Origin of the sequence: Dyella sp., assembly GCF_051962475.1 — a bacterium.
Classification (GTDB): Bacteria; Pseudomonadota; Gammaproteobacteria; order Xanthomonadales; family Rhodanobacteraceae; genus Dyella_A.
This window is the reverse complement of the sequence record NZ_JBQCCF010000064.1, coordinates 126,003-146,598: the sequence shown is the minus strand read 5'-3', so window position 1 is coordinate 146,598 and position 20,596 is coordinate 126,003. Positions and strand designations below refer to the sequence as shown.

At 67.8% G+C, this 20,596-nt stretch carries 21 protein-coding genes and 1 pseudogene; 11 read left to right on the top strand and 11 right to left on the bottom strand.

The annotated features are described in order from the left end of the window. Positions 1–58: 58 nt before the first annotated feature. Complete coding sequence (locus tag ACTHJF_RS14140; RefSeq protein WP_440267673.1) at positions 59–1,408, bottom strand: DEAD/DEAH box helicase; 1,350 nt, start codon at positions 1,406–1,408, stop codon at positions 59–61. A gap of 385 nt (positions 1,409–1,793) precedes the next feature. Here ACTHJF_RS14140 and ACTHJF_RS14135 point away from each other — a divergent pair, with 385 nt between their 5' ends. Then, positions 1,794–3,026: an MFS transporter gene (locus ACTHJF_RS14135; protein ID WP_440267672.1), complete on the top strand. Its 1,233-nt coding sequence runs from the start codon at positions 1,794–1,796 to the stop codon at positions 3,024–3,026. Positions 3,027–3,063: 37 nt separating this feature from the next. After that, complete coding sequence (locus ACTHJF_RS14130) at positions 3,064–3,549, top strand: FKBP-type peptidyl-prolyl cis-trans isomerase (protein ID WP_440267671.1); 486 nt, start codon at positions 3,064–3,066, stop codon at positions 3,547–3,549. A gap of 103 nt (positions 3,550–3,652) precedes the next feature. Here ACTHJF_RS14130 and ACTHJF_RS14125 read toward each other — a convergent pair whose 3' ends face one another. The 3 genes from ACTHJF_RS14125 to ACTHJF_RS14115 form a co-directional block, all read right to left on the bottom strand. Beyond that, positions 3,653–4,156, bottom strand: a complete 504-nt coding sequence (locus tag ACTHJF_RS14125; RefSeq protein ID WP_431636277.1) for a C40 family peptidase — start codon at positions 4,154–4,156, stop codon at positions 3,653–3,655. A gap of 114 nt (positions 4,157–4,270) precedes the next feature. Next, positions 4,271–5,521: a M56 family metallopeptidase gene (locus ACTHJF_RS14120; protein WP_440267670.1), complete on the bottom strand. Its 1,251-nt coding sequence runs from the start codon at positions 5,519–5,521 to the stop codon at positions 4,271–4,273. Position 5,522: 1 nt separating this feature from the next. After that, positions 5,523–5,909, bottom strand: coding sequence for a BlaI/MecI/CopY family transcriptional regulator (locus ACTHJF_RS14115; protein ID WP_440267669.1), 387 nt, complete (start codon positions 5,907–5,909; stop codon positions 5,523–5,525). Positions 5,910–6,057: 148 nt separating this feature from the next. On the opposite strand from ACTHJF_RS14115, the gene gorA reads away from it, so the two are divergent. Next, on the top strand, positions 6,058–7,404 hold the full coding sequence (gorA, locus tag ACTHJF_RS14110) for a glutathione-disulfide reductase (protein ID WP_440267668.1): 1,347 nt from the start codon (positions 6,058–6,060) through the stop codon (positions 7,402–7,404). Between the two features lie 31 nt (positions 7,405–7,435). Continuing rightward, complete coding sequence (gene hutG, locus ACTHJF_RS14105) at positions 7,436–8,227, top strand: N-formylglutamate deformylase (RefSeq protein WP_440267667.1); 792 nt, start codon at positions 7,436–7,438, stop codon at positions 8,225–8,227. A 6-nt stretch (positions 8,228–8,233) separates the two neighbouring features. Here hutG and can read toward each other — a convergent pair whose 3' ends face one another. The 6 genes and pseudogenes from can to asnS all read right to left on the bottom strand — a co-directional run bounded on the left by can (position 8,234) and on the right by asnS (position 13,140). Continuing rightward, positions 8,234–8,905 carry a carbonate dehydratase gene (gene can / locus ACTHJF_RS14100; protein WP_431636282.1) on the bottom strand — a complete coding sequence of 224 codons (672 nt, stop codon included), beginning with the start codon at positions 8,903–8,905 and terminating at the stop codon, positions 8,234–8,236. 75 nt (positions 8,906–8,980) lie between these two features. Further along, a pseudogene (nei, locus tag ACTHJF_RS14095) lies at positions 8,981–9,679 on the bottom strand (endonuclease VIII); the annotation flags it as partial. Between the two features lie 94 nt (positions 9,680–9,773). Then, complete coding sequence (locus ACTHJF_RS14090) at positions 9,774–10,565, bottom strand: SDR family oxidoreductase (protein WP_440267666.1); 792 nt, start codon at positions 10,563–10,565, stop codon at positions 9,774–9,776. A gap of 27 nt (positions 10,566–10,592) precedes the next feature. Next, the gene (locus tag ACTHJF_RS14085) at positions 10,593–10,916 is read right to left on the bottom strand and encodes a hypothetical protein (protein WP_440267665.1); all 324 of its coding nucleotides are present in this window, start codon (positions 10,914–10,916) and stop codon (positions 10,593–10,595) included. After that, positions 10,916–11,713: a hypothetical protein gene (locus tag ACTHJF_RS14080; protein ID WP_440267664.1), complete on the bottom strand. Its 798-nt coding sequence runs from the start codon at positions 11,711–11,713 to the stop codon at positions 10,916–10,918. Before ACTHJF_RS14080 ends, ACTHJF_RS14085 begins: the two co-directional genes overlap by 1 nt. An 11-nt stretch (positions 11,714–11,724) precedes the next feature. After that, complete coding sequence (gene asnS / locus ACTHJF_RS14075; RefSeq protein ID WP_440267663.1) at positions 11,725–13,140, bottom strand: asparagine--tRNA ligase; 1,416 nt, start codon at positions 13,138–13,140, stop codon at positions 11,725–11,727. A 163-nt stretch (positions 13,141–13,303) separates the two neighbouring features. On the opposite strand from asnS, the gene ACTHJF_RS14070 reads away from it, so the two are divergent. From ACTHJF_RS14070 to radA, 7 genes are all read left to right on the top strand, one after another. Next, positions 13,304–13,630 (top strand): HesB/IscA family protein, encoded by a 327-nt coding sequence (locus ACTHJF_RS14070; protein ID WP_440267662.1) that lies wholly within the window; start codon positions 13,304–13,306, stop codon positions 13,628–13,630. Between the two features lie 174 nt (positions 13,631–13,804). Continuing rightward, positions 13,805–14,227 (top strand): 30S ribosomal protein S6, encoded by a 423-nt coding sequence (rpsF, locus tag ACTHJF_RS14065; RefSeq protein ID WP_440267661.1) that lies wholly within the window; start codon positions 13,805–13,807, stop codon positions 14,225–14,227. A 17-nt stretch (positions 14,228–14,244) separates the two neighbouring features. Further along, on the top strand, positions 14,245–14,475 hold the full coding sequence (gene rpsR / locus ACTHJF_RS14060) for a 30S ribosomal protein S18 (RefSeq protein WP_111983860.1): 231 nt from the start codon (positions 14,245–14,247) through the stop codon (positions 14,473–14,475). Positions 14,476–14,581: 106 nt separating this feature from the next. Beyond that, on the top strand, positions 14,582–15,031 hold the full coding sequence (gene rplI / locus ACTHJF_RS14055; protein ID WP_440267660.1) for a 50S ribosomal protein L9: 450 nt from the start codon (positions 14,582–14,584) through the stop codon (positions 15,029–15,031). 197 nt (positions 15,032–15,228) lie between these two features. After that, positions 15,229–16,623, top strand: a complete 1,395-nt coding sequence (locus ACTHJF_RS14050; RefSeq protein WP_440267659.1) for a replicative DNA helicase — start codon at positions 15,229–15,231, stop codon at positions 16,621–16,623. A 160-nt stretch (positions 16,624–16,783) separates the two neighbouring features. Beyond that, positions 16,784–17,872, top strand: a complete 1,089-nt coding sequence (gene alr / locus ACTHJF_RS14045) for an alanine racemase (protein ID WP_440267658.1) — start codon at positions 16,784–16,786, stop codon at positions 17,870–17,872. Between the two features lie 400 nt (positions 17,873–18,272). Beyond that, positions 18,273–19,652: a DNA repair protein RadA gene (radA, locus tag ACTHJF_RS14040; RefSeq protein ID WP_440267657.1), complete on the top strand. Its 1,380-nt coding sequence runs from the start codon at positions 18,273–18,275 to the stop codon at positions 19,650–19,652. Between the two features lie 73 nt (positions 19,653–19,725). Here radA and purU read toward each other — a convergent pair whose 3' ends face one another. Continuing rightward, positions 19,726–20,595, bottom strand: coding sequence for a formyltetrahydrofolate deformylase (gene purU / locus ACTHJF_RS14035; RefSeq protein ID WP_440267656.1), 870 nt, complete (start codon positions 20,593–20,595; stop codon positions 19,726–19,728). Position 20,596 lies beyond the last annotated feature (1 nt).

Below are 20,596 nucleotides of genomic sequence, written 5' to 3'. Positions count from 1 at the left end.
ATCACGGACAGCAAAAGGGCGGCGCCGTGAGGCGCCGCCCTTTTGCATCGCGTGGTGATCAGGCCTTGGCGGCCGGACGACGCGAGCGACGCCGCGAGCGATTGCCCGCCGCGTGCTCGCCACTGCCCTGCTGCACGTGACCGTGCGGGCGGTGCGAGGCACTGCTCTTGCCGTTACCCGCCGGGCGGCCCTGCTGCGGGCGCTGCGACTGGCGGCCCTGGCGCTGGTTGCCCTGCACCGGACGCGGCGCACCGGCGTCCAGGCGCAGCGGCGCGGACGGCTCGAAGCCTGCCACCGGGGTGATCGCGATGTCCTGCTTCACCAGCATGCGGATGTCGCGCAGCAGGCCGGATTCGTCGTGGCTCACCAGCGACACGGCCAGGCCTTCGGCACCGGCGCGACCGGTGCGGCCGATGCGGTGCACGTAGTCCTCGGCGACCATCGGCAGGTCATAGTTGATGACGATCGGCAACTGGTCGATGTCGATGCCGCGTGCGGCGATGTCGGTGGCCACCAGCACGGTGACGCGGCCGGTCTTGAAATCGCTTAGCGCGCGGGTGCGGGCGTTCTGGCTCTTGTTGCCGTGGATCGCTGCGGCGCGGATGCCGGACACGTTGAGGTAGGTCACCAGCTTGTCGGCGCCGTGCTTGGTGCGGCTGAACACCAGCGTCTGCCGGCGGCTGTCCTGCGACAGCACGTGCAGCAGCAGGTCGCGCTTGCGTGCGGCATCGACCGGGTGCACGTGGTGGCTGACCAGCGGCGCCACGGTGTTCGGCGGGGTCACCGACACTTCGCGCGGATCGGTCATGAACTGCATTGCCAGCGCCTTGATCGGCGCGGCGAAGGTGGCCGAGAACAGCAGCGTCTGACGCTTCTGCTTGGGCAGCGCGTTGACGATGCGCTTGAGCGCCGGCATGAAGCCCATGTCCAGCATGCGGTCGGCCTCATCCAGCACCAGCGTGTCGATGCCGGTGACGTCGATGGTGCGCTGCTGCATGTGGTCGATCAGGCGGCCGGGGGTGGCAATCACCACGTCCACGCCGCGGCGCAGTGCGTTGATCTGCGGGCCCATGCCCACGCCGCCGAAGATGGTGGTGGTGGCCACACGCACGTACTTGCCGTAGTCGCGGAAGTTGTCGTTGACCTGCGCGGCCAGCTCGCGGGTCGGGGTGAGCACCAGCACGCGCGGGCGGCGCGTCTGCGTGTCACGGCCCTGCATCAGCTTGTGGATGACCGGCAACGCGAACGCGGCGGTCTTGCCGGTGCCGGTCTGTGCGGCGGCGAGCAGGTCGTGCCCGGCAATCACCAGCGGGATCGCGCCGGCCTGGATCGGCGTCGGCTCGGTATAGCCCTCGTCGGCGAGCGCGCGCAGCAACGCGGGCGCAAGGCCCAGCGATTCAAAAGACATGGAAACTCCTGAGTGGTCTGCTGCGCTCCCTGATACCGCGCGGCGGACGATGAATTCGACGACCGCACATCGAGCGATGGCTGGTCGGGTGCCGTGCGCGCTACCGGGGTGGGGGAATGGGCGAAGGCCTGGCCATCGCCGCGATGTCCGCAAGGGAGTCGGGGGCGTCTACGAGCCGGCGTAGTGTAGCCGATCGGAGCGTTCCGTGCTGCTGCGCGTCAAACCCGGACCGTGCTGCGGTCGATTGTGGCCTGACGAGCATCCGGTCGCTGGCATCGGGGGAGGTCGCCGCTCGGGCCGCGGCAAGGCCGTGGAGACCGCGCTTCGCCACCACTGCGCATGTTAGCCTCGCCTGCTGTTCGTCGGACGCGCATGAGGAGCTCGCATGTCATTCGTAGCCACCTTGCGTGGGCTCGACACCACCCAGCGCCACACCGTGCTGGCCAGCTTCCTGGGCTGGACGCTGGATGCCTTCGATTTCTTCCTGCTGGTGTTCGTGCTGGACGAGATCGCCACCGAGTTCCACGTCGGCCACACCGAGGTCACCTTCGGCATCCTGCTCACGCTGGCGGCGCGGCCGCTCGGTGCGTTGATCTTTGGACGTCTGGCCGACCGCTATGGGCGCAAGCCGGTGCTGATGGTCGACGTGCTGATGTTCTCGGTGCTGGAGCTGGCGTGTGCCTTCGCGCCCTCGCTCACGGCACTGCTGGCGATGCGATTCCTGTTCGGCATCGCGATGGGTGGCGAGTGGGGGATCGGCGCCTCGCTGGCGATGGAGACGGTGCCGGCGAAGGCACGCGGCGCGGTGTCCGGCCTGCTGCAGAGCGGTTATCCGTGCGGTTACTTTCTCGGTGCACTGGCCTACTGGCTGGTCTTCAGCGTGTTCGGTCTGGGCTGGCGCGCGATGTTCGTGGTGGGGGCGCTGCCGGCCGTGCTGGTGCTGTACCTGCGCGCCAAGGTGCCCGAGTCGCCGACCTGGCAGGCGGCGCGCGCGCAGGGTGCGCAGCGCGGCGCACTGGCGGCCATGCGTGGCAACGGCAAGCGGCTGGTCTACATGATGCTGCTGATGGCCGCGTTCAACATGTTCAGCCATGGCTCGCAGGACATGTACCCCACCTTCCTCAAGGCGCAGCGGCACTTCGATGCGGGCACGGTGGCTGCGCTGACCATGCTGCTCAACGCCGGCGCGATCGTGGGCGGGCTCACCTTCGGCAGCTGGTCGGAGCGGGTGGGGCGTCGACGCGCGATGGTGGTGGCCGCGCTGCTGGCGCTGCCGTGCATCCCGCTGTGGACGTTCGGCGGCTCGGTGGTGCTGCTCGGCATCGGCGCGTTCCTGATCCAGGTGATGGTGCAGGGCGCCTGGGGTGTGGTGCCGACCTACCTCAACGAGCTGGCGCCGCACGACGTGCGTGCCACGCTTCCTGGCTTCGCCTACCAGCTGGGCAATCTGCTGGCTGCCGGTACGGCGTCGATCCAGGCGTGGCTGGCGACCGAGCGCGGCGGCGACTACGCGCTGGTGATGGCGGTGTGGATGGCCGCCGTGGCGCTGGTGCTGGCGTTCCTGGCCTGGCGCGGGCCGGAAGTGCGCGGGGTGTCCTTCGAACCGGAGCGCTCCTGATAGAATCCCGGGTTTGCAATCGCACAAGAGACAGGCAATGAAGGCTGGCAAAGACAAGGTGGTTTCGCTGCACTACACCCTTACGGTGGATGGCGAGAAGGTCGAAAGTTCGCACGACCGCGACGAGGCGCTGTGGGTGTTGCTCGGCCACGGCCAGCTGATCCCGGGCCTGGAGACGGCGCTGGAAGGCCACGAGGCCGGCGAGTCGCTGCAGGTGGCTGTGGCTCCGGCCGATGGCTACGGCGAGCGCCAGGAAGGGCAGATCCAGCGCGTGCCGAAGAAGTATTTCCAGCAGGCGAACAGGCTCAAGCCGGGCATGACCACGGTGCTCTCGCTCAAGCAGGGCGGCCAGCGCGTGGTGACCGTGCACAAGGTCGGCATGACCGCCGTGGACGTGGACCTCAACCACCCGATGGCCGGCAAGACGCTGCACTTCGACGTGACCATCAACGAAGTGCGCGATGGCACCGAGGAAGAGATCCAGCACGGCCACGCGCACCCGCCGGGCGCCGAAGCACACTGAGTGCGCGCCGATCACAAGTAAAAACAAAACGGCGCCGCAAGGCGCCGTTTTTCGTTCGCCCCCACTTCGTCCAGAAGGCGCCGGTCTGTGTTGGCCAGCGCTATCAATCCAGCAGCCGCTTGCCGAACTCGAAATGGTCGCGCCAGTAGGGCCCGTCAATGTCGTCCAGCCGCACCGTGCCGCCCGAGTTGGGCGCATGCACGAAGCGCCCCTGGCCCACGTAGACGCCGACGTGGCTGATCCCGCTACGGCTGCCGAAGAACACCAGATCGCCACTGGCCAGTTCCTTCATGCGTTTCACTTTCTGCCCCAGTTCCGACATCGCGCGCGAGCTGTGCGGCAGCGCGATGTCGGCGGCATGGCGGTAGATGTAATCCACCAGCCCGCTGCAGTCGAAGCCGGATTGCGGCGTGTTGCCACCCCATTTGTATGGCGTACCGACCAGCGCCATGGCGCGGAACAGCACGTCGTTGGCAACCTGCGCGCTGGCCGCGGAAGGGGCGCGCGCCGGCAGGTCGGCCAGCTCGGAGTGCGAGGTCTTGAAGGTGGGTTCGCGCCGATGCGGCGCGCTGGAGCAGGCGGCGAGCAGCAGGGCCGCTGTTGCCATCGTTACCCAGGAAAGGCGGCGGAGCAGGGACCGGGTGGCGCGGGGGCGGGTAGTCATACGGCAGGCCCGACGGAAGGTGTGCCGAGCCTACCAACCCATCAAAAGACTTTCAAATCAGTGCTTTTCTGGCTGTTTTGCACTTCGATTCTCGGAATCCGCGGCGGAGGCGGCATCGGGCAACGGGTCCAACTGAAAGGACACCGGCACCCGCGCAGCGCTCTCGATGGGCTGGCCGCCCTTCATGGCGGGATTGAAATGCCACTGCATCGCCGCATCGCTGGCGGCGGCAATCAGGTTTGCCGAGGTCGTGGTGCTCGCCTTGGGGTCGTAGTCGACGGTCTTCACGGTGCCATCGGGATTGACCAGCACCTTGAGGACTACTGTGCCTTGCTCCCTGTTGATGATGGAGGCTTTCGGATAGCGCGGCTGCATTAGCACGTTGGCCTGCAGATCCTGCGTGGCCTTAGCACTCGGTTCGGTGACCAGCGGCGACGCCTGCGCGGCCAGGCCGACGCCACTGATGAAAAGCGCCACGCCCAGATACCCGACGAAGCGGCGTGCGGTGGTGGTGCGATCGCGTCGAATCATCATCAGTCGTTCCTTCAGTTGCGGCTCCGCGAGCCAGGGGATGAGCACCGGCGCGGCGTCCATGCCGGTGCTGGCGAGCAGGGTGCGGGCGTAGACGCCGGCGTCGGCGCTGCGTTGGCGCAGGACGCGCTCGTCACAGGCCAGCTCCTGATCGAGCCGGAAGCGCGGCAGCGCCAGCCATGCCAGCGGGTGGAACCACAGCAGCGCGGCGAGCACGTCGGCCAGAAGGCTCCACAACGGATCGTGGCGCGTGATGTGTCCCTGCTCGTGAGCCAGGACCAGCTCGCGCTGGGCTGGATCGAAGCGCTGCAGGAAATCCGCTGGCAGCAGGATCACGCTGCGGAGAGCACACAGCACCGCCGGCCCCTGCGGGTGCTGGCGCAGTCGCCGTGGATCGAGCTGGGGATGCGCGCGCTGGCAATGCGCCAGCAGGGCGGCCGGCAACACGCGGCAGCGCCGACGCAACCGCACATAGGCATGCGCGAGGCGCAGCAGCGCGATGGCCGCGCCGGCCAGCCAGAGTGCCATCCACGGCAGGTGAAAATCGGCGGTCGCGTTGAGCGGGCCGGTGCCAGCGATGGCGCCTGGCGAGGCGATCACGTGCGCCAGCCAATGCCAGCGTGCGGGAAGGGCGGGCAGCCAGGGCAGCGCGCCCAGCAGCATCGGCCACAGCCACAACGTGAACGCCGGTCCGGCGCCGAACAGGCGGCGCACCGGACGGCGCAGCAACAGCACCAGCACCAGCCCAGCGGTGAGATCGACCAGGTTCGCCAGCATCTCAGCGCTCCTTGGCGTCGATGGTGTCGATCAAGGCACGCAGCTCGGCGATGTCGCGTTTGCTGAGTTTCTCGTGCGTGGAAAAGTGCGCCAGCAGCGGCGCTACCTTTCCGCCGAACACGCGGTCGAGCAGGTTGCGACTCTCGCTCGACTGCCATTGCTCGCGGGTGAGCAGCGGGCGGTAGAGGTAGCGTCGGCCGTCGCGTTCGGCGTTTACCGCCGCCTTGCCGAGCAGGCGGTTGAGCAAGGTGCGGATGGTCTTTTCGTGCCAGTCGGTGGTTTCGCCCAGCGCCGCGACGATCTCTTCCGAACTGCGCGGCGCGTGCTGCCACAGCACGGCCATGACCTGACTCTCGGCATCGGTGATGGCGGGGATGTCGCGACGCATGCCTGGCCTCCTTGTGGATTACGTCCGTAATCTTCGGTCCGAGATTACAGGCGTAATTCATCGGCGCGCAAGTAGCCGACGCCAGCTCCCGAACCGTTGACGCTGAACCGGCGATACTGCCGGTCCGCTCATGTTTGGAGAACGCTCCATGGCGCAGGTCTGCGATCTCATCGTGCTGGGGGCCGGCTCGGGCGGGCTGGCCACGGCGTTTCGCGCGGCGCATCACGGCGCGAAAGTGGTGCTTTTTGACCCCGCGCCGCCCGGCGGCACCTGCGTGCATCGCGGCTGCGTGCCGAAGAAGGCGCTGTGGTACGCCGCGCAACTGGCGCAGCAGCGGTCGCTGGCGCGCGAATACGGCTTCGACGGGACGGCCGGCGCGCTGGATTGGGAGCGCTTCCGCCAACTGCGCCAGGACTACGTGGACGGTATCACCGTCCGTTACGAAGAGCGCCTGCGCAACGCCGGCGTGCAGCGCGTGTCCAGCGCCGGCCGGTTGGTTGACGCCGGCATCGTGGAGGCTGCGGACGGCCAACGCTGGCAGGCGCCGCACGTGGTGATCGCCACCGGCGGGCGCCCGCGCCGACTGGATATCCCGGGTTTCGACCTGGGCTGGGTGTCCGATGACATGTTCGCGCTGCGTGCCCTGCCGCGGCGGGTGGCGGTGGTCGGTGGCGGCTACGTGGCGGTGGAGTTCGCCGGTCTGCTGCGGGCGTTCGGCTGCGAGGTGAGCCTGCTGGTGCGCGGCCCGCTGCTGGCCGGCTTCGATGCCGAGCTGACCGACGCGCTGGCCGACCGCATGCAGCACGACGGCATCCGCATGATCCGCCCGATCGAGGTGCAGGCGGCGAGGCGTGAGGCCCAAGGCCTGCTGCTCGACGGCGATGACATGGATGCCGGCGGCCCGTACGACGCCGTGCTGTGGGCGGTCGGTCGCGTCCCGCATACCGAGGGTCTTGGCCTGGAGGCGCTGGGCATCGCGCTCGGTCGGCGCGGCCACGTGCCAGTGGACGATTACCAGAACACCGCATGCCCCGGTGTCTACGCCGTAGGCGACGTCACCGACCGCGTGGAGTTGACACCGGTCGCGGTGGCGGCGGGACGACGGCTGGCCGACCGCCTGTTCGGCGGCCAGCCGCAGGCGCGACTGGACTACGAGAACATCCCCGGCGTGCTGTTCAGCGAGCCGCCGCTGGCCACCGTGGGACTGGACGAAGTGCAGGCGCGTGAGCGGCACGGCGATGCCGTGCGCTGCTACCGCAGCCGCTTCACGCCGATGCAGCTGGCGTTGGCCGGGCGCCGCGAGGCGTCGCTGATGAAGGTGATCTGCATGGGCAAGGACGAACGCGTGGTCGGCATCCATGCGCTAGGCCCCGGCGCCGACGAGATGCTGCAGGGCTTTGCGGTGGCGATGAAGCTCGGCCTGCGCAAGCGCGACCTGGACGCCACGGTAGCGATCCATCCCACCTCCGCCGAGGAGCTGGTGCTGATGGGCTGAGCGCCGCGCAGCACGTCGCTACACTGTCGGCATGGACCAGCCCATCGTTACCCTCACGCGCGGCACCGCGCCGCTGCTGATCAGCCTGCCGCACGACGGCAGCACGATCCCTGCCGACATCGCCGAGCGCATGACGCCGCAGGCGCGCCGTTCGCTCGATACCGACTGGCACGTCGGCCGTCTCTACGCGCCCCTGGCCGAGGCACTCGGCGCCAGCGTGCTGCGGCCGTCGCTCTCGCGCTACGTGGTCGATCTCAATCGCCCAGCCGACGGGCATGCGCTGTATCCAGGGCAGCGCGAGACGGGCCTGGTGTCGACCATCGGCTTCGACGGTGCACCGCTCTACGTAGCGGGCGGCGAGCCGGAGACCGGCGAGGTCGCGCGTCGCGTGAAGGAGTATTGGCAGCCCTATCACGATGCGTTGTCCGACGAACTGGCGCGGCTGCAGCGCGAATACGGCCGCGTCGTGCTGTGGGAGGGTCATTCGATCCGCAGCCGAGTGCCGATGCTGTTCGATGGCCAACTGCCGGACTTCAACCTAGGCACCGCCGACGGCGCCAGCTGCGGGGCGCCGCTGCAGGTGCGGCTCGATGCTGTGCTGCATCGGCAGGACGGCTATAGCCACGTGGTGAACGGCCGCTTCAAGGGGGGCTACATCACCCGGCACTACGGCCGTCCGGCGGATAACTTGCAGGCGGTGCAGCTGGAACTGGCCCAGTACACCTACATGGACGAGGACAGCCTCGACTTCCTGCCCGCGCAGGCGGCTGGCGTGCAGGCGGTGATCGGCGCGCTGCTGCGCGCCTGCCTTACCGACGACTAGGCCGCCTCAGCGCGGCTCGCCGATGCGGCTGGCCAGACGCTCCAGTCCCGCCTCATAGCTCGGCCAGATCGCGCCGTGACTGTCGATGTGCACGCCCAGGTCGTTCATGTGGCCATTGGTCAGGCTGTAGCACCAGGCGTGCACGCTGAGCTGCTGCCCGCGCTCCCAGGCATCCATCACCATAGTGGTGTGGCACACGTTCACCGCCTGCTCCAGCGCATTGAGCTCGCACAAGCGCACATTGCGGTCGGTCATGTTCTCCAGCCCGGTCAGCATGGCGTGGTGCTTCTTGGCGACGTCGCCGACGTGGCGCAGCCAGTTGTCGACCAGGCCCATGCGGCGATCGTCGAGCACCGCCTGCACGCCGCCGCAGCCGTAGTGGCCGACCACGATGATGTGCTCCACCTTGAGCACATCGACCGCGAACTGGATCGTGCTCAGGCAATTGAGGTCGGTGTGCGAGACCACGTTGGCGACGTTGCGCTGCACGAAGATCTCGCCCGGCGGCAGGTCGACGATCTGGGTGGCCGGCACGCGCGAGTCGGAGCAGCCGATCCACAGGTACTTCGGTGACTGCTGCTTGGCCAGCCGCTCGAAAAAGGCCGGGTCGGATTCGCGCACCGTTTCGGACCAGCGGCGATTGCTGTCGATGAGATCCTGCAGGGGGTTGTGGCTCATGGAAGATCCTTCGGCAAGTGGACATCGGGCGCGCTGCCCGCAGCCGCGTATGGTAACCCGGCGCCGCCCGACGGCTCAGCGCTGGCAGCGCGGGCAGGCGTAGAACGGTCGGCTCGCGACCATCGATTTCTCGATCGGCGCCAGGCAGCGCGGGCAATCCTCGCCGCCGCGCTCGTAGGCGCGGAAGCGGAACGGGGTGTCCTGCAGGTGGCCTGCGCCGCGCTTGCCGCGGGTGCGATAGGAGCGGCGCGGCAGGTCGAGGATCGCCTCGGCAAGCGCGGCGTGCTCAGCCGGGTCCAGGTCGCACGGGCGGCTCTGCGGCCCCAGGCCCGCTTCCCACAGGATCTCTACTCGTAGGTAGTTGCCCAGTCCGGCGATGAACGCCTGGTCGAGCAGCAGCGCACCGAGCCGGCGGCGGGCGAAACGTGGGTCATGCAGCCTCGCGGCGACGGTAACCGCATCCAGCGAAGGGTCGAGCGCGTCTGGCCCGATGCGCTGCAGGAACGGATGCTCGTGCACCTGGTCGCTGGGCCGCATCTCGATGTCCGTGGCGCTGTACAGCAGGATCGCCTTGCGCTCGGTTTCCAGTGCCACGCGCAGGCTGCGCGTGGTCGCCGGTGGACGGCCGGCGGTCGCTACGCGCCACACGCCGTAAAGCTGGTTGTGGCTGTACAGGGTCAGTCCGTTGTCGAAGCGGGTGAGCAGCGCCTTGCCATGCGGCGTGATCGCTTCGATGGTGCGGCCGACGAGCGGCTTTTCGTAACGCTTGAGCGCGTCGAAGGCGAATCACGCCCGCGTCAGCGGTTGGCCGACCACGGCGGCGGCGAGCGCATCGGCAGCGCGGCGGATCTCCGGCCCTTCGGGCACGTCAGCTCAGCGCCCGGGTGCGCCCGCCGTCCACGGCGATGCTCACGCCGTTGACGTAGGCGGCAGCGGGCGTGCAGAGGAAGGCGATCATCGCGGCGACCTCGCTGGCCTCGCCAAAGCGCCGGGCCGGCACGCTGTCGATCAGCTGCTGCGCGATCTCCTCGGTGCTGCGGCCGCTCGCCTGGGCCTGGGCAGCCAGCAGGCCGTCGAGTCGTGCGGTGCGGGTGTAGCCGGGCAGCACGTTGTTTACCGTGATGCCGTCGGCGGCCAGTTCGCCGGCCAGCGTCTTGGCCCAGCCGGCCACGGCGGCACGGACGGTGTTGGATACGCCCAGGCCCGCGATCGGCTCCTTCACCGAGGTGGAGATCACATTGACCCAGCGGCCGTAGCCCTCGGCGCGCATGCCGGGAAGCACAGCCTGCAGCAGGGTCTGTCCGGCCAGCAAGTGCTGGCGGAAGGCCGTCTCGTAGGCTGCGCGATCGGCGGCGTGCGCGCTGCCACCCGGCGGACCGCCGGTATTGTTGATCACGATGTGCACCGGCCGATTGGCCACCAGCTGCCCGGCCACCTGGGCGAGCGCGGCGGTATCGCCCATGTCGACCTGACGCCAGTCGTGGAACTGCCCGGGGTGCGAGCGCGGCAGACTCTCGGCCACGGTCTGCAACGTGTCGGCCGAACGCGCCAGCACGGTGACGCTAGCGCCGAGCTCGGCCAACTCCACCGCCGTGGCGCGGCCGATGCCGCCGGAAGCACCGCAGACCAGGGCATGCCGTCCGTTGAGGTTCAGATGCATGGGCGGGCCCTCGGTGGCGGTGTGGGCCTAGCGCGCGATCCAGCGCAGCGCGAAGGCGGCGATGAGGCAGGCCCAGGCAAGCAGCGGAAAGATCCGCCACAGCCGGCGCCAGCGGTTGAGCACGGCATCTTCCAGCGCCGGCAAGACCGGCGAGCGCAGCGCGTTCTGCAGGCGGATCCAGCGCAGCGGCGTGCTCACCGTTAGGCCGCGCTCGTCCTGCGCAATGATCTTCCACTGATCCGGATGCGCCTCGCGCAGGCGCCTCGCCACCTGCGACAGCGCCACGTAGTGCAAGAGAAAGCAGGCCACGCCAGCGAGCAGCAGGCCGAGATAGAGCATTCCCAACGGCATTACTTGGTACTCCCGATCCAGTGCGTCGGCAGCGCCGTACTCAGCGTCTTGAGCAGGCCGTCACCCTTGGGCGCTTCGCCGCAGATCGCCTGGTCCACCGCGGTCTTGTAGCTGTCGTTCATCAGGCCGACCCACACCGTGCCGTCCGGCCCGTGCGGAATCTTGAAGCTGCCCTTGGAGGTCATGTTCACCGGCGCCTCGGCGGAGAACGCCGCGGGCGACTGCTCCCAGTAGGTATCGCCCGATTGCTGGTCGGCGGAGGAGTAGATCACCAGGTAGCGTGCCTTGGGGTTGTCGATGGTCGCGCTGCCGAACGCGCCGGTGCTTGACTTGCTCCAGCCCATGTATTCGCACAACGGGATGTCCTTGCCGTCGATCGGCTGGAACGCCTCGTCCAGCACCACGGTAGTGGGCGCGAACAGGTAGCTGGAGTGCAGCCAGCGGCCGTTCAACTCCGACTTCACAGCGATGCGGTACGGCAGCTTCACGTCGCTCGGCAGCTTGAACGCGAGGAAGTGGCTGCGCACGCCGTTGAGGTTGGCCACCGGGCTGTTCGGACCGAGCTCGAACTTCTTCGGACGCCACGGCAGCAGGCTGCCGTAGGAAAAGTCGGCGAAACTGGTGCAGCAGGGCGTCGCGTCCTGCAGGCGCTGCTTGGCCAGTTTCAGCGCATCGCCGGTGTCGGCGGGCGGGCGCAGGTTCGGTGGCACGAACACCTTGGCGCTGTGGCATGCGCCGAGCAACAGGCACAGTGCCAGCGCGATCAGGAGGGCGGGGAGTCTGGGTAGCGTTCGCATGGCGTGATCGATCAGAACTCGGCCGAGCCGGCCGCGCGGGGATAGGGGATGGCGTCGCGGATGTTGGACAGTCCGCACACGTACACCAGCAGGCGTTCGAAGCCCAGGCCGAAGCCCGCATGCGGCACGGTGCCGTAACGGCGCAGGTCGCGGTACCAGCCGTAGGACGCCTTGTCGAGGCCGAACTTGGCCATGCGCGCGTCGAGGTAATCGAGCCGCTCTTCGCGCTGGCTGCCGCCGATGATCTCGCCGATGCCCGGCGCCAGCACATCCATCGCCGCCACGGTTTTCTCGTCGTCGTTCAGGCGCATGTAGAAGGCCTTGATCGCTTCCGGGTAGTTCATGACGACCACGGGACGGCCGATATGTTTCTCGGCGAGATAGCGCTCGTGCTCGGTCTGCAGGTCCACGCCCCAGGCGACCGGGTATTCGAACTTCTGCCCGGACTTCTTCAGGATCTCGATGGCGTCGGTGTAGTCGATGCGCTCGAACGGCTGGGCGATGAACTGCTCCAGCTTGGTGATCGCGTCGGGCTGCACGCGCTCGGCGAAGAACGCCATGTCGTCGGCACGCTCGTCCAGCACGGCCTTGAAGATCGCCTTGAGGAAGGCCTCGGCGCAGTCGGCGTCGGCGGCTAGATCCGCGAAGGCGATCTCCGGCTCCACCATCCAGAACTCGGCCAGGTGGCGCGGCGTGTTGGAGTTTTCGGCACGGAAGGTCGGGCCGAAGGTGTACACCTTGCTCATCGCCAGGCAGTACGCCTCGACGTTGAGCTGGCCGGACACGGTGAGGAACGCCTCGCGGCCGAAGAAATCCTTGCGGAAATCGATCTTGCCGTCCGGTAGGCGCGGCAGGTTGGCCAGGTCCAGCGTGGACAGCCGGAACATGTCGCCCGCGCCCTCGGCGTCCGAGGCGGTGATGATCGGCGTGTTGACCCAGAAGAAGCCCTGTTCGGTGAGGTGGCGGTGGATCGCCGTCATCATCGTGTGGCGCACGCGGGTGACCGCGCCGAACAGGTTGGTGCGCGGGCGCAGGTGGGCCACCTCGCGCAGGAATTCCATCGAGTGCTGCTTGGGCTGGATCGGATAGGTTTCCGGATCGTCCACCAGGCCGGTGACGATCACTTCCTCGGCCTGCACCTCGAACGTCTGGCCCTTGCCCTGCGAGGGCACCAGGGTGCCAGTGACGATCACGCCGGCGCCAGCGGTGAGGTGTTTCACTTCGCTGTCGTAGTTGGCCACGGTGGCGGGCACGACCGCCTGGATCGGATCGAAGCAGGAGCCGTCGCTGACGTTGACGAACGAGAGCCCAGCCTTCGAGTCACGCCGCGTGCGCACCCAGCCGCGCACCGTCACCCGGCTGCCGGCCTCCAGCGCGCCTGAAAGAGCCTGCTTCACGCTGCACACCGTTGCGCTGACCAACGCCATGGATTGAAACTCCTGCTTGTGCGCCGCATCTGGGCACATGAATGAGGGAAAGGGCGGCGGCGACCACGCCGACCGAGGCCGGAAGCCGGCCAAACCCGCATGATAATGTAGGTTTCCGGGCCCCCGCGAGCCTGCCCCGCCGATACGACACCAATTGCACGCCATGACCATCTCGATCACTCCCGCCGCCAGCCAGCGCATGCGCCAGTTCCTTGCGCAGACCCCGACCGCGCGCGGCGTGCGCTTTGGCGTCAAGCGCACCGGCTGCTCCGGTTTCGCCTACGTGGTGGACCTCGCCAGCGAGCTGGTGGCCGACGACCAGCTGCTCGACATCGACGGCGTGCCGGTCGTGGTCGACGCCAAGAGCCTGCCGCTGGTCGACGGCACGGTCATCGACTTCCAGCGCCAGGGACTCAACGCCAGCTTCGTCTTCCACAACCCCAACGCCACCGGCGAGTGCGGTTGCGGCGAGAGTTTCACGGTCAGCTGAGCTTCCCCGCGGGGCCTTTCCCCGCCGCAAATCAAATGCTTGCGCCTAGTTGCGGCCCCACCGTACAATTCCGCTTCTGTCTGCGCCCGATCGGGCCGGACGGAACCTTGCCTCACCGCGCCGACGGGAGGCTGTTAGGCCCGCAAGGGCCGCATCCACAAGGAGTCAAACCCAATGACCCTGCGTCATTACGAAGTTGTGTTCCTGGTCCATCCCGACCAGAGCGAGCAGGTCCCCGCGATGCTCGAGCGCTACAAGGCGCTGATCGAGACCGACGGCGGCAAGATCCACCGCCTGGAAGACTGGGGCCGCCGTCAGCTGGCCTACCCGATCGTCAACCTGGCCAAGGCCCACTACGTGATGCTCAACATCGAGGTCACGCAGAACGCCCTGAACGAGCTGGAGTCGGGCTTCCGCTTCAACGACGCAGTGCTGCGCCACCTGTGCATCCGTCGCGATGAGGCCGACACCGAGCCGTCCTTCATCCTGAAGTCGAAGGAAAAGGACGACGCCAAGGGTTCGCGCCGTCGTGACGACGACGCCGAGGGTGATGACCGCCGCGGCAGCCGCGACAACGATCGCGACAGCGACGACTGATTCGAAGGAGCACAGCCATGTCCAAATTCTTCCGCCGCCGCAAGTTCTGCCGCTTCACGGCCGAAAACGTCAAAGAGATCGACTACAAGGATCTCAATACCCTGCGCCAGTACGTGACCGAGAACGGCAAGATCGTTCCCAGCCGCATCACCGGCACCAAGGCCCGCTACCAGCGTCAGCTGGCGACCGCGATCAAGCGCGCGCGCTTCCTGGCCCTGCTGCCGTACACCGACAACCACGACGTCTGATCGTGGCGCGTGGCCGCTCCTCTCGGGGCGGCCGCGCGAGCAACCCCTTCGGACAACCGTCCACGGCTGCGCCGGGCCACACCGGTGCTAACGAAAAGGAACGACCATGGAACTGATTCTTCTCGAGAAAGTGCGCAACCTCGGCAACCTTGGCGACAAGGTCAACGTGAAGCCGGGTTACGGCCGCAACTACCTGCTGCCGCAGGGCAAGGCCGTGCGCGTCAATGCCGCCAACCTCGAAGCCTTCGAGAAGCGCCGCGCCGAGTACGAGGCCAAGGCCAACACGCTGCTGGCCGACGCCGAGTCCCGCAAAGCCCAGCTGGCCGATGCGTCGGTGACGATCGCCGCGCACGCCAGCCCGGAAGGCAAGCTGTACGGCTCGGTCGGCCCGCGCGATATCGCCGAGGCCTTCGAGGCCACTGGCAAGACCATCCACAAGGGTGAGGTGATCCAGGGCGAAGGCCCGATCCGCCACACCGGCGAGTTCGACGTGGTGATCAGCCTGCACGCCGACGTCCAGACCACCGTCAAGGTGATCGTGATCGGCGAGAAGTAAGTCCCCGCCTCGCGCTGGACTCCAGACGGGCGCCGCAAGGCGCCCGTTTGCTTTGTGGCGTCGCCGGCGATCGGCGTGACTTGTCCACGCCAAACCACAGCTTATCCACAGAGTTGTTGTCTCGTGCCCTGCGATGGCCGCGCGTATCCTTGGGCGCGTGTGCGCACGGCCGCGCCGCCCATCCTGCGAGTATCCCGATGTCCTTCGTGCCCGATCGCAAATCCACCGGATCCAGTGTGGAGTCGCTGCGCGTGCCGCCGCACTCCATCGACGCCGAGCAGGCCGTGCTGGGTGGCCTGATGCTGGCCCCCGACGCGCTGGACAAGGTGGCTGACCGGCTCTCCGAGGGCGATTTCTATCGCAAGGATCACCGCCTGATCTGGCGCGCGATCACCGAGCTGGCGAACAAGGGCATGCCCTGCGATGCGGTGACGCTCGGCGACTGGTTCGAGGCCAACGGCTTGGCCGAGATGGTCGGTGGTGCCAGCTACCTGGCCGAGCTGGCCAACACCACGCCGAGTGCGGCCAACATCGCCGCCTATGGCGACATCGTGCGCGAGAAGTCGATCCTGCGGCAGCTGATCGACGCCGGCGTGTCGATCAGCGAGGACGGCTACCGGCCCGAGGGCAAGGGCGTGCAGGAGGTGCTGGAAAGCGCCGAGCAGCGCGTGTTCAAGATCGCCGAGTCCGGCACCCGCGGCAAGAAGGATTCGGTGTCGATGCGCGAGGCGGTGAAGGACGCCTTCCGCCTGCTGCACGAGCGTTACCAGAACAAGGGCCAGCTCACCGGCATCTCCACCGGCTTCAACGACCTGGACGAGCTCACCTCGGGTCTGCAGCCGTCGGACCTGATCATCGTCGCGGCGCGCCCCTCGATGGGCAAGACCGCATTCTCGGTGAACATCGCCGAGGCGGCCGCGCTGCGCGGCAAGAAGGCGGTGGCGATCTTCTCGATGGAAATGTCCGCCTCGCAGCTGGCGCTGCGACTGATCTCCTCGATCGGCCGCATCCATGCCCAGCATCTGCGCAACGGCGACCTGGCCGAGGAGGACTGGCCGCGCGTCACCAACGCCATCGCGATCCTGTCCGAGGCGAAGATCTTCATCGACGACACGCCCGGCCTGTCGCCGGTGGAACTGCGTTCGCGCGCGCGTCGCCTGCACCGCGAGCACGGCGGGCTGGGCCTGATCGTGATCGACTACCTGCAGCTGATGCAGGTGCCCGGGAACAAGGAGAACCGCGCCACCGAGATTTCAGAAATCTCGCGTTCACTCAAGGGCCTCGCCAAGGAGTTGAACGTGCCGGTGATCGCCCTGTCCCAGTTGAACCGCTCGCTGGAGCAGCGCGCGGACAAGCGTCCGATGATGTCCGACCTGCGCGAGTCGGGCGCCATCGAGCAGGACGCCGACGTGATCATGTTCATCTACCGCGACGAGTACTACAACAAAGAATCGCCGGACAAAGGCCTGGCCGAGATCATCATCGGCAAGCAGCGTAACGGCCCCACCGACACGGTGAAGCTGACCTTCCTCGGCCATTACACCAAGTTCGAGAACTACGCGCCGGACTCGTTCGTCGGGGCGTTCGATTGACGGCAGGCCAGCAATCATCGGGTGTCTGGGTGGGGGCGCGCCGTCATGTCCCACGCTCTCTCTTCCCCGAGCCCGGCCCGGGGGAGAGGGTTGGGGTGAGGGGGAGGCCGTTGCTCTGTTCTTCTGACATTCCGCTCCCGATGTCTGCATACGTGCCTGCATGAGCCGCACCACCGTTGCCACCATCCACCTGGGCGCCCTGCGCCACAACCTCGCGCTGATCCAGCGCACGGCCGCGCCGGCGCGTGTCATGGCCGTGGTCAAGGCCGATGCCTACGGTCATGGACTTGAGCGGGTGGCGCGCGCGCTGGACGAACAGGCCGAAGCCTTTGCGGTGGCGGCGCTGGGTGACGGCCTGCGCCTGCGTGCGGCTGGCCACCGTCAGCGCATCGCCGTGCTGTCCGGTCCCGACCAGCCGGGCGACATCGCCGAGATGCAGCGGCTCGGGCTGGAGGCGGCGATCCACCACGAAACCCAGCTCGCTTGGCTGGCCGAGGCCTCGCCGCGCCGCGGCCGGCTGCGGGTATGGATCAAGATCGACAGCGGCATGCACCGGCTGGGCTTCGCGCCCGAGCAGGTGGCGGCGGTGCATGCGCGGCTGGCGGCAATGTCGGGCGTCGATCCGCAGATTGGCCTGCTGACCCATTTCGCCGAGTCGGAAGTGTTCGACGGCGCGGTGACGCGGGCGCAGATCGAGCGCTTCAACGAGGTAACTGCCGGGCTCGACGGGCCGCGCTCGCTGGCCAACTCGGCCGCCGTGTTGGGCTGGCCGCAGGCGCGCGCCGACTGGGTGCGCACCGGCGGTTTGCTGTACGGCCTCTCGGTGGTCGACGGCAAAAGCGGCAGCGATTTCGGTTTTCGCCCGGCGATGACGCTGTCCACCCGTCTCATCGCGATCAACCGCATCCGCGCCGGCGAGCGCATCGGCTACAACGGCACATGGACCTGCCCCGAGGACATGCCGGTGGGCGTGGCGGCCATCGGCTACGGCGACGGCTACCCGCGCAGCGCGGTGGCGGGCACGCCAGTGCTGGTGAACGATCGGCGCGTCCCGCTGATCGGCCGTGTCTCGATGGACCTGATCACGCTGGACCTGCGCGACGCGCCGGCCGCGAAAGTGGGCGACCGCGTGACCCTGTGGGGGGCGCAGCTGCCGGTGGAGGTTGTTGCGGCGCAGGCCGGCACCATCAGCTACGACCTGACCTGCGGCATGACCCGGCGCGTGCTGTTCGTCGAGGACGAGGGTTGAGCCGGCGGCACTGAAAGCGGTTTGCCGGCAATCGCGCGCGCGAGGAGCATTCCTGTTGGATCGTCGGGAAGTCGGCGGACGGAGCGGAGTTTCCGATGGATGCTGCTGTGTCTGTCGTCCGGATCGTCCATCCCACACCGCCGTCATTCCCGCGAAAGCGGGAATCCAATTTGGCTCCGATGCAAAGTCAACGTGGATTCCCGCTTTCGCGGGAATGACGGCGGAGAATGTTCTCGCGCGCTGGGAAAACGGATGCCATGACTGCGCGGGTCAGTCAGGGCGATTGCTCCTACAGCTGAACACCGTGGAATCTCTGGAAAGCCTACCGTCCGACGTCTCGCGACACGCGACGCGCACCCGCTAAGCTGCGCCCTCGTTCAATCATCTCGCCGGAACACGCATGGCCAAGGCCAAGACCGCCTACGTCTGCACCGATTGCGGTGCCGAGCATTCCAAGTGGCAAGGCCAGTGTGTCGAGTGCGGGGTGTGGAATACGCTCTCGGAAATCGTGCTGCAGCCGGCGGCCAAGTCGGTCGCGGCGCAGCGCAGCGTCGGCTACGCCGGCAAGGCGGCCGGGTCGCCGCTGGTGACGCCGCTGACGGCCGTGGCGCTGACCACCGAAGCGCGCAGCTTCACCGGTATCGGCGAGCTGGATCGCGTGCTCGGCGGCGGACTGGTGGACGGTTCGGTGGTGCTGATCGGTGGCGATCCGGGCATCGGCAAATCCACGCTGCTGCTGCAGATGCTAGGCACGCTGGGCGCGCAACTGCCCAGCGTGTACGTCACGGGCGAAGAGTCGCTGGCCCAGGTCGCCGCCCGCGCGCAACGGCTGGACCTGCCGTTGGCGCCGCTGCACGGGCTGGCCGAAACGTGCATCGAGCGCATTCTGGAGCAGGTCTCGGCCAGTCGTCCGCGTGTGCTGGTGATCGATTCGATCCAGACCATCTGGACCGAGCTGCTCACCGCTGCGCCGGGCTCGGTGAGCCAGGTGCGCGAATCGGCCGCCAAGCTCACCCGCTTCGCCAAGGAAACCGGTACCTCGGTATTCCTGGTCGGCCACGTCACCAAGGAGGGCGGCATCGCCGGTCCGCGCGTGCTCGAGCACATGGTCGACGCGGTGCTGTATTTCGAGGGCGAGTCGGGCAGCCGATTCCGTGTGCTTCGCGCGTTCAAGAACCGCTTCGGCGCGGTGAACGAACTGGGCGTGTTCGCGATGAGCGAAAAGGGCCTGCGCGAAGTGCCCAATCCCTCAGCGATCTTCCTGTCCACCCATGCCGGGCCCACCTCGGGCAGCGCCGTAATGGTGACGCGCGAAGGCACGCGGCCGCTGCTGGTGGAGGTGCAGGCGCTTGTCGACCAGAGCTCGCTGGGCAATCCGCGCCGCGTGGCCCTGGGTCTGGAGCAGAACCGGCTGGCAATGCTGCTGGCGGTGCTGCACCGGCACGGAGGGGTGGCTGCCTACGATCAGGACGTGTTCGTCAACGTGGTCGGCGGCATCCGCGTGCAGGAGACCGCCGCCGACCTGCCCGTGCTGCTGGCGGTGCTGTCGTCGCTGCGCGACCGGCCGCTGCCGGACAAGACCATCGCCTTCGGCGAGGTCGGCCTGTCCGGCGAAATCCGCCCGGTGCCCAATGGCGAGGAGCGCCTGAAGGAGGCTGCGCACCACGGCTTTCGCCGCGCGATCGTGCCCAGGGCCAATGCGCCGAAGAAGGGCAAGGTGGGCGAGATGGAAGTTGTCGCGGTGGAGCGCCTGGCTGAGGCCATCGACGCGTGCCGTTGAGGGCGTAGGCGCTCACCCTGTGCGCGACCGCTCCGTGTCGATGCATCACGCGATCGCGCACCAAGGTGCGCTCCTACAGGGAAAACACCACCGTCTTGCGGCCATCGATCAGCACGCGGTCGTCCAGCACCAGCCGCAGCGTGCGGGCGAGCACGCGCCGCTCGATGTCGCGACCGATGCGGATCATGTCCTCCGGCGTGTCGCTGTGACTGACGCGCTCGATGTCCTGCTCGATGATCGGGCCTTCGTCCAGATCTGCCGTGACGAAGTGCGCGGTGGCGCCGATCAGCTTGACCCCGCGCCGGTATGCCTGGTGGTACGGCCGTGCGCCCTTGAAGCCGGGCAGGAACGAATGGTGGATGTTGATGCAGCGCCCGGCCAGCTTGCCGGCCAGTTCGTCGGACAGCACCTGCATGTAGCGGGCGAGCACCACCAGTTCGGCGCGGGACTGCTCGATCACCGCCCAGACCTGCGCTTCCTGCGCGGCCTTGTCGGCGCGATCCACGGGCAGATAGTGGAAGGCGATGCCGTCCAGATCCAGGTGGCGATACGTCGCGCGCGGGTGGTTGGCGACGATGCCAACGATGTCCATCGGCAGCTCGCCGATGCGCCAGCGGTAGAGCAGATCGGCCAGGCAATGATCGAATTTGGACACCATCAGCAGCACGCGGCGACGTTGCTCGCGCGGGCGCAGCGTCCAGCGCATGTCAAAGCGCTGCGCCACCATGCGGAAGCTGGCGCACAGGCCCTCCGCCGCCACCTCGGGCTGGCACGGATGGAACACCAGTCGCATGAAGAACTGCCCGGTCTGCGCGTCGCCGAACTGCTGCGCTTCGAGGATGTTGCTGCCCTGGGCGGCGAGATGGCTGGAGACGGCGCCGACGATGCCGGGCCGGTCAGGGCAGGACAGGGTGAGGACGAACTGCGCTGCGTCCCCACTCATG

Coding starts and splice junctions, on each gene's coding strand:
- ACTHJF_RS14140 (WP_440267673.1), bottom strand. CDS start 1,408: ATGTCTTTTGAATCGCTGGGCCTTGCGCCCGCGTTGCTGCGCGCGCTC.
- ACTHJF_RS14135 (WP_440267672.1), top strand. CDS start 1,794: ATGTCATTCGTAGCCACCTTGCGTGGGCTCGACACCACCCAGCGCCAC.
- ACTHJF_RS14130 (WP_440267671.1), top strand. CDS start 3,064: ATGAAGGCTGGCAAAGACAAGGTGGTTTCGCTGCACTACACCCTTACG.
- ACTHJF_RS14125 (WP_431636277.1), bottom strand. CDS start 4,156: ATGGCAACAGCGGCCCTGCTGCTCGCCGCCTGCTCCAGCGCGCCGCAT.
- ACTHJF_RS14120 (WP_440267670.1), bottom strand. CDS start 5,521: ATGCTGGCGAACCTGGTCGATCTCACCGCTGGGCTGGTGCTGGTGCTG.
- ACTHJF_RS14115 (WP_440267669.1), bottom strand. CDS start 5,909: ATGCGTCGCGACATCCCCGCCATCACCGATGCCGAGAGTCAGGTCATG.
- gorA (WP_440267668.1), top strand. CDS start 6,058: ATGGCGCAGGTCTGCGATCTCATCGTGCTGGGGGCCGGCTCGGGCGGG.
- hutG (WP_440267667.1), top strand. CDS start 7,436: ATGGACCAGCCCATCGTTACCCTCACGCGCGGCACCGCGCCGCTGCTG.
- can (WP_431636282.1), bottom strand. CDS start 8,905: ATGAGCCACAACCCCCTGCAGGATCTCATCGACAGCAATCGCCGCTGG.
- ACTHJF_RS14090 (WP_440267666.1), bottom strand. CDS start 10,565: ATGCATCTGAACCTCAACGGACGGCATGCCCTGGTCTGCGGTGCTTCC.
- ACTHJF_RS14085 (WP_440267665.1), bottom strand. CDS start 10,916: ATGCCGTTGGGAATGCTCTATCTCGGCCTGCTGCTCGCTGGCGTGGCC.
- ACTHJF_RS14080 (WP_440267664.1), bottom strand. CDS start 11,713: ATGCGAACGCTACCCAGACTCCCCGCCCTCCTGATCGCGCTGGCACTG.
- asnS (WP_440267663.1), bottom strand. CDS start 13,140: ATGGCGTTGGTCAGCGCAACGGTGTGCAGCGTGAAGCAGGCTCTTTCA.
- ACTHJF_RS14070 (WP_440267662.1), top strand. CDS start 13,304: ATGACCATCTCGATCACTCCCGCCGCCAGCCAGCGCATGCGCCAGTTC.
- rpsF (WP_440267661.1), top strand. CDS start 13,805: ATGACCCTGCGTCATTACGAAGTTGTGTTCCTGGTCCATCCCGACCAG.
- rpsR (WP_111983860.1), top strand. CDS start 14,245: ATGTCCAAATTCTTCCGCCGCCGCAAGTTCTGCCGCTTCACGGCCGAA.
- rplI (WP_440267660.1), top strand. CDS start 14,582: ATGGAACTGATTCTTCTCGAGAAAGTGCGCAACCTCGGCAACCTTGGC.
- ACTHJF_RS14050 (WP_440267659.1), top strand. CDS start 15,229: ATGTCCTTCGTGCCCGATCGCAAATCCACCGGATCCAGTGTGGAGTCG.
- alr (WP_440267658.1), top strand. CDS start 16,784: ATGAGCCGCACCACCGTTGCCACCATCCACCTGGGCGCCCTGCGCCAC.
- radA (WP_440267657.1), top strand. CDS start 18,273: ATGGCCAAGGCCAAGACCGCCTACGTCTGCACCGATTGCGGTGCCGAG.
- purU (WP_440267656.1), bottom strand. CDS start 20,595: ATGAGTGGGGACGCAGCGCAGTTCGTCCTCACCCTGTCCTGCCCTGAC.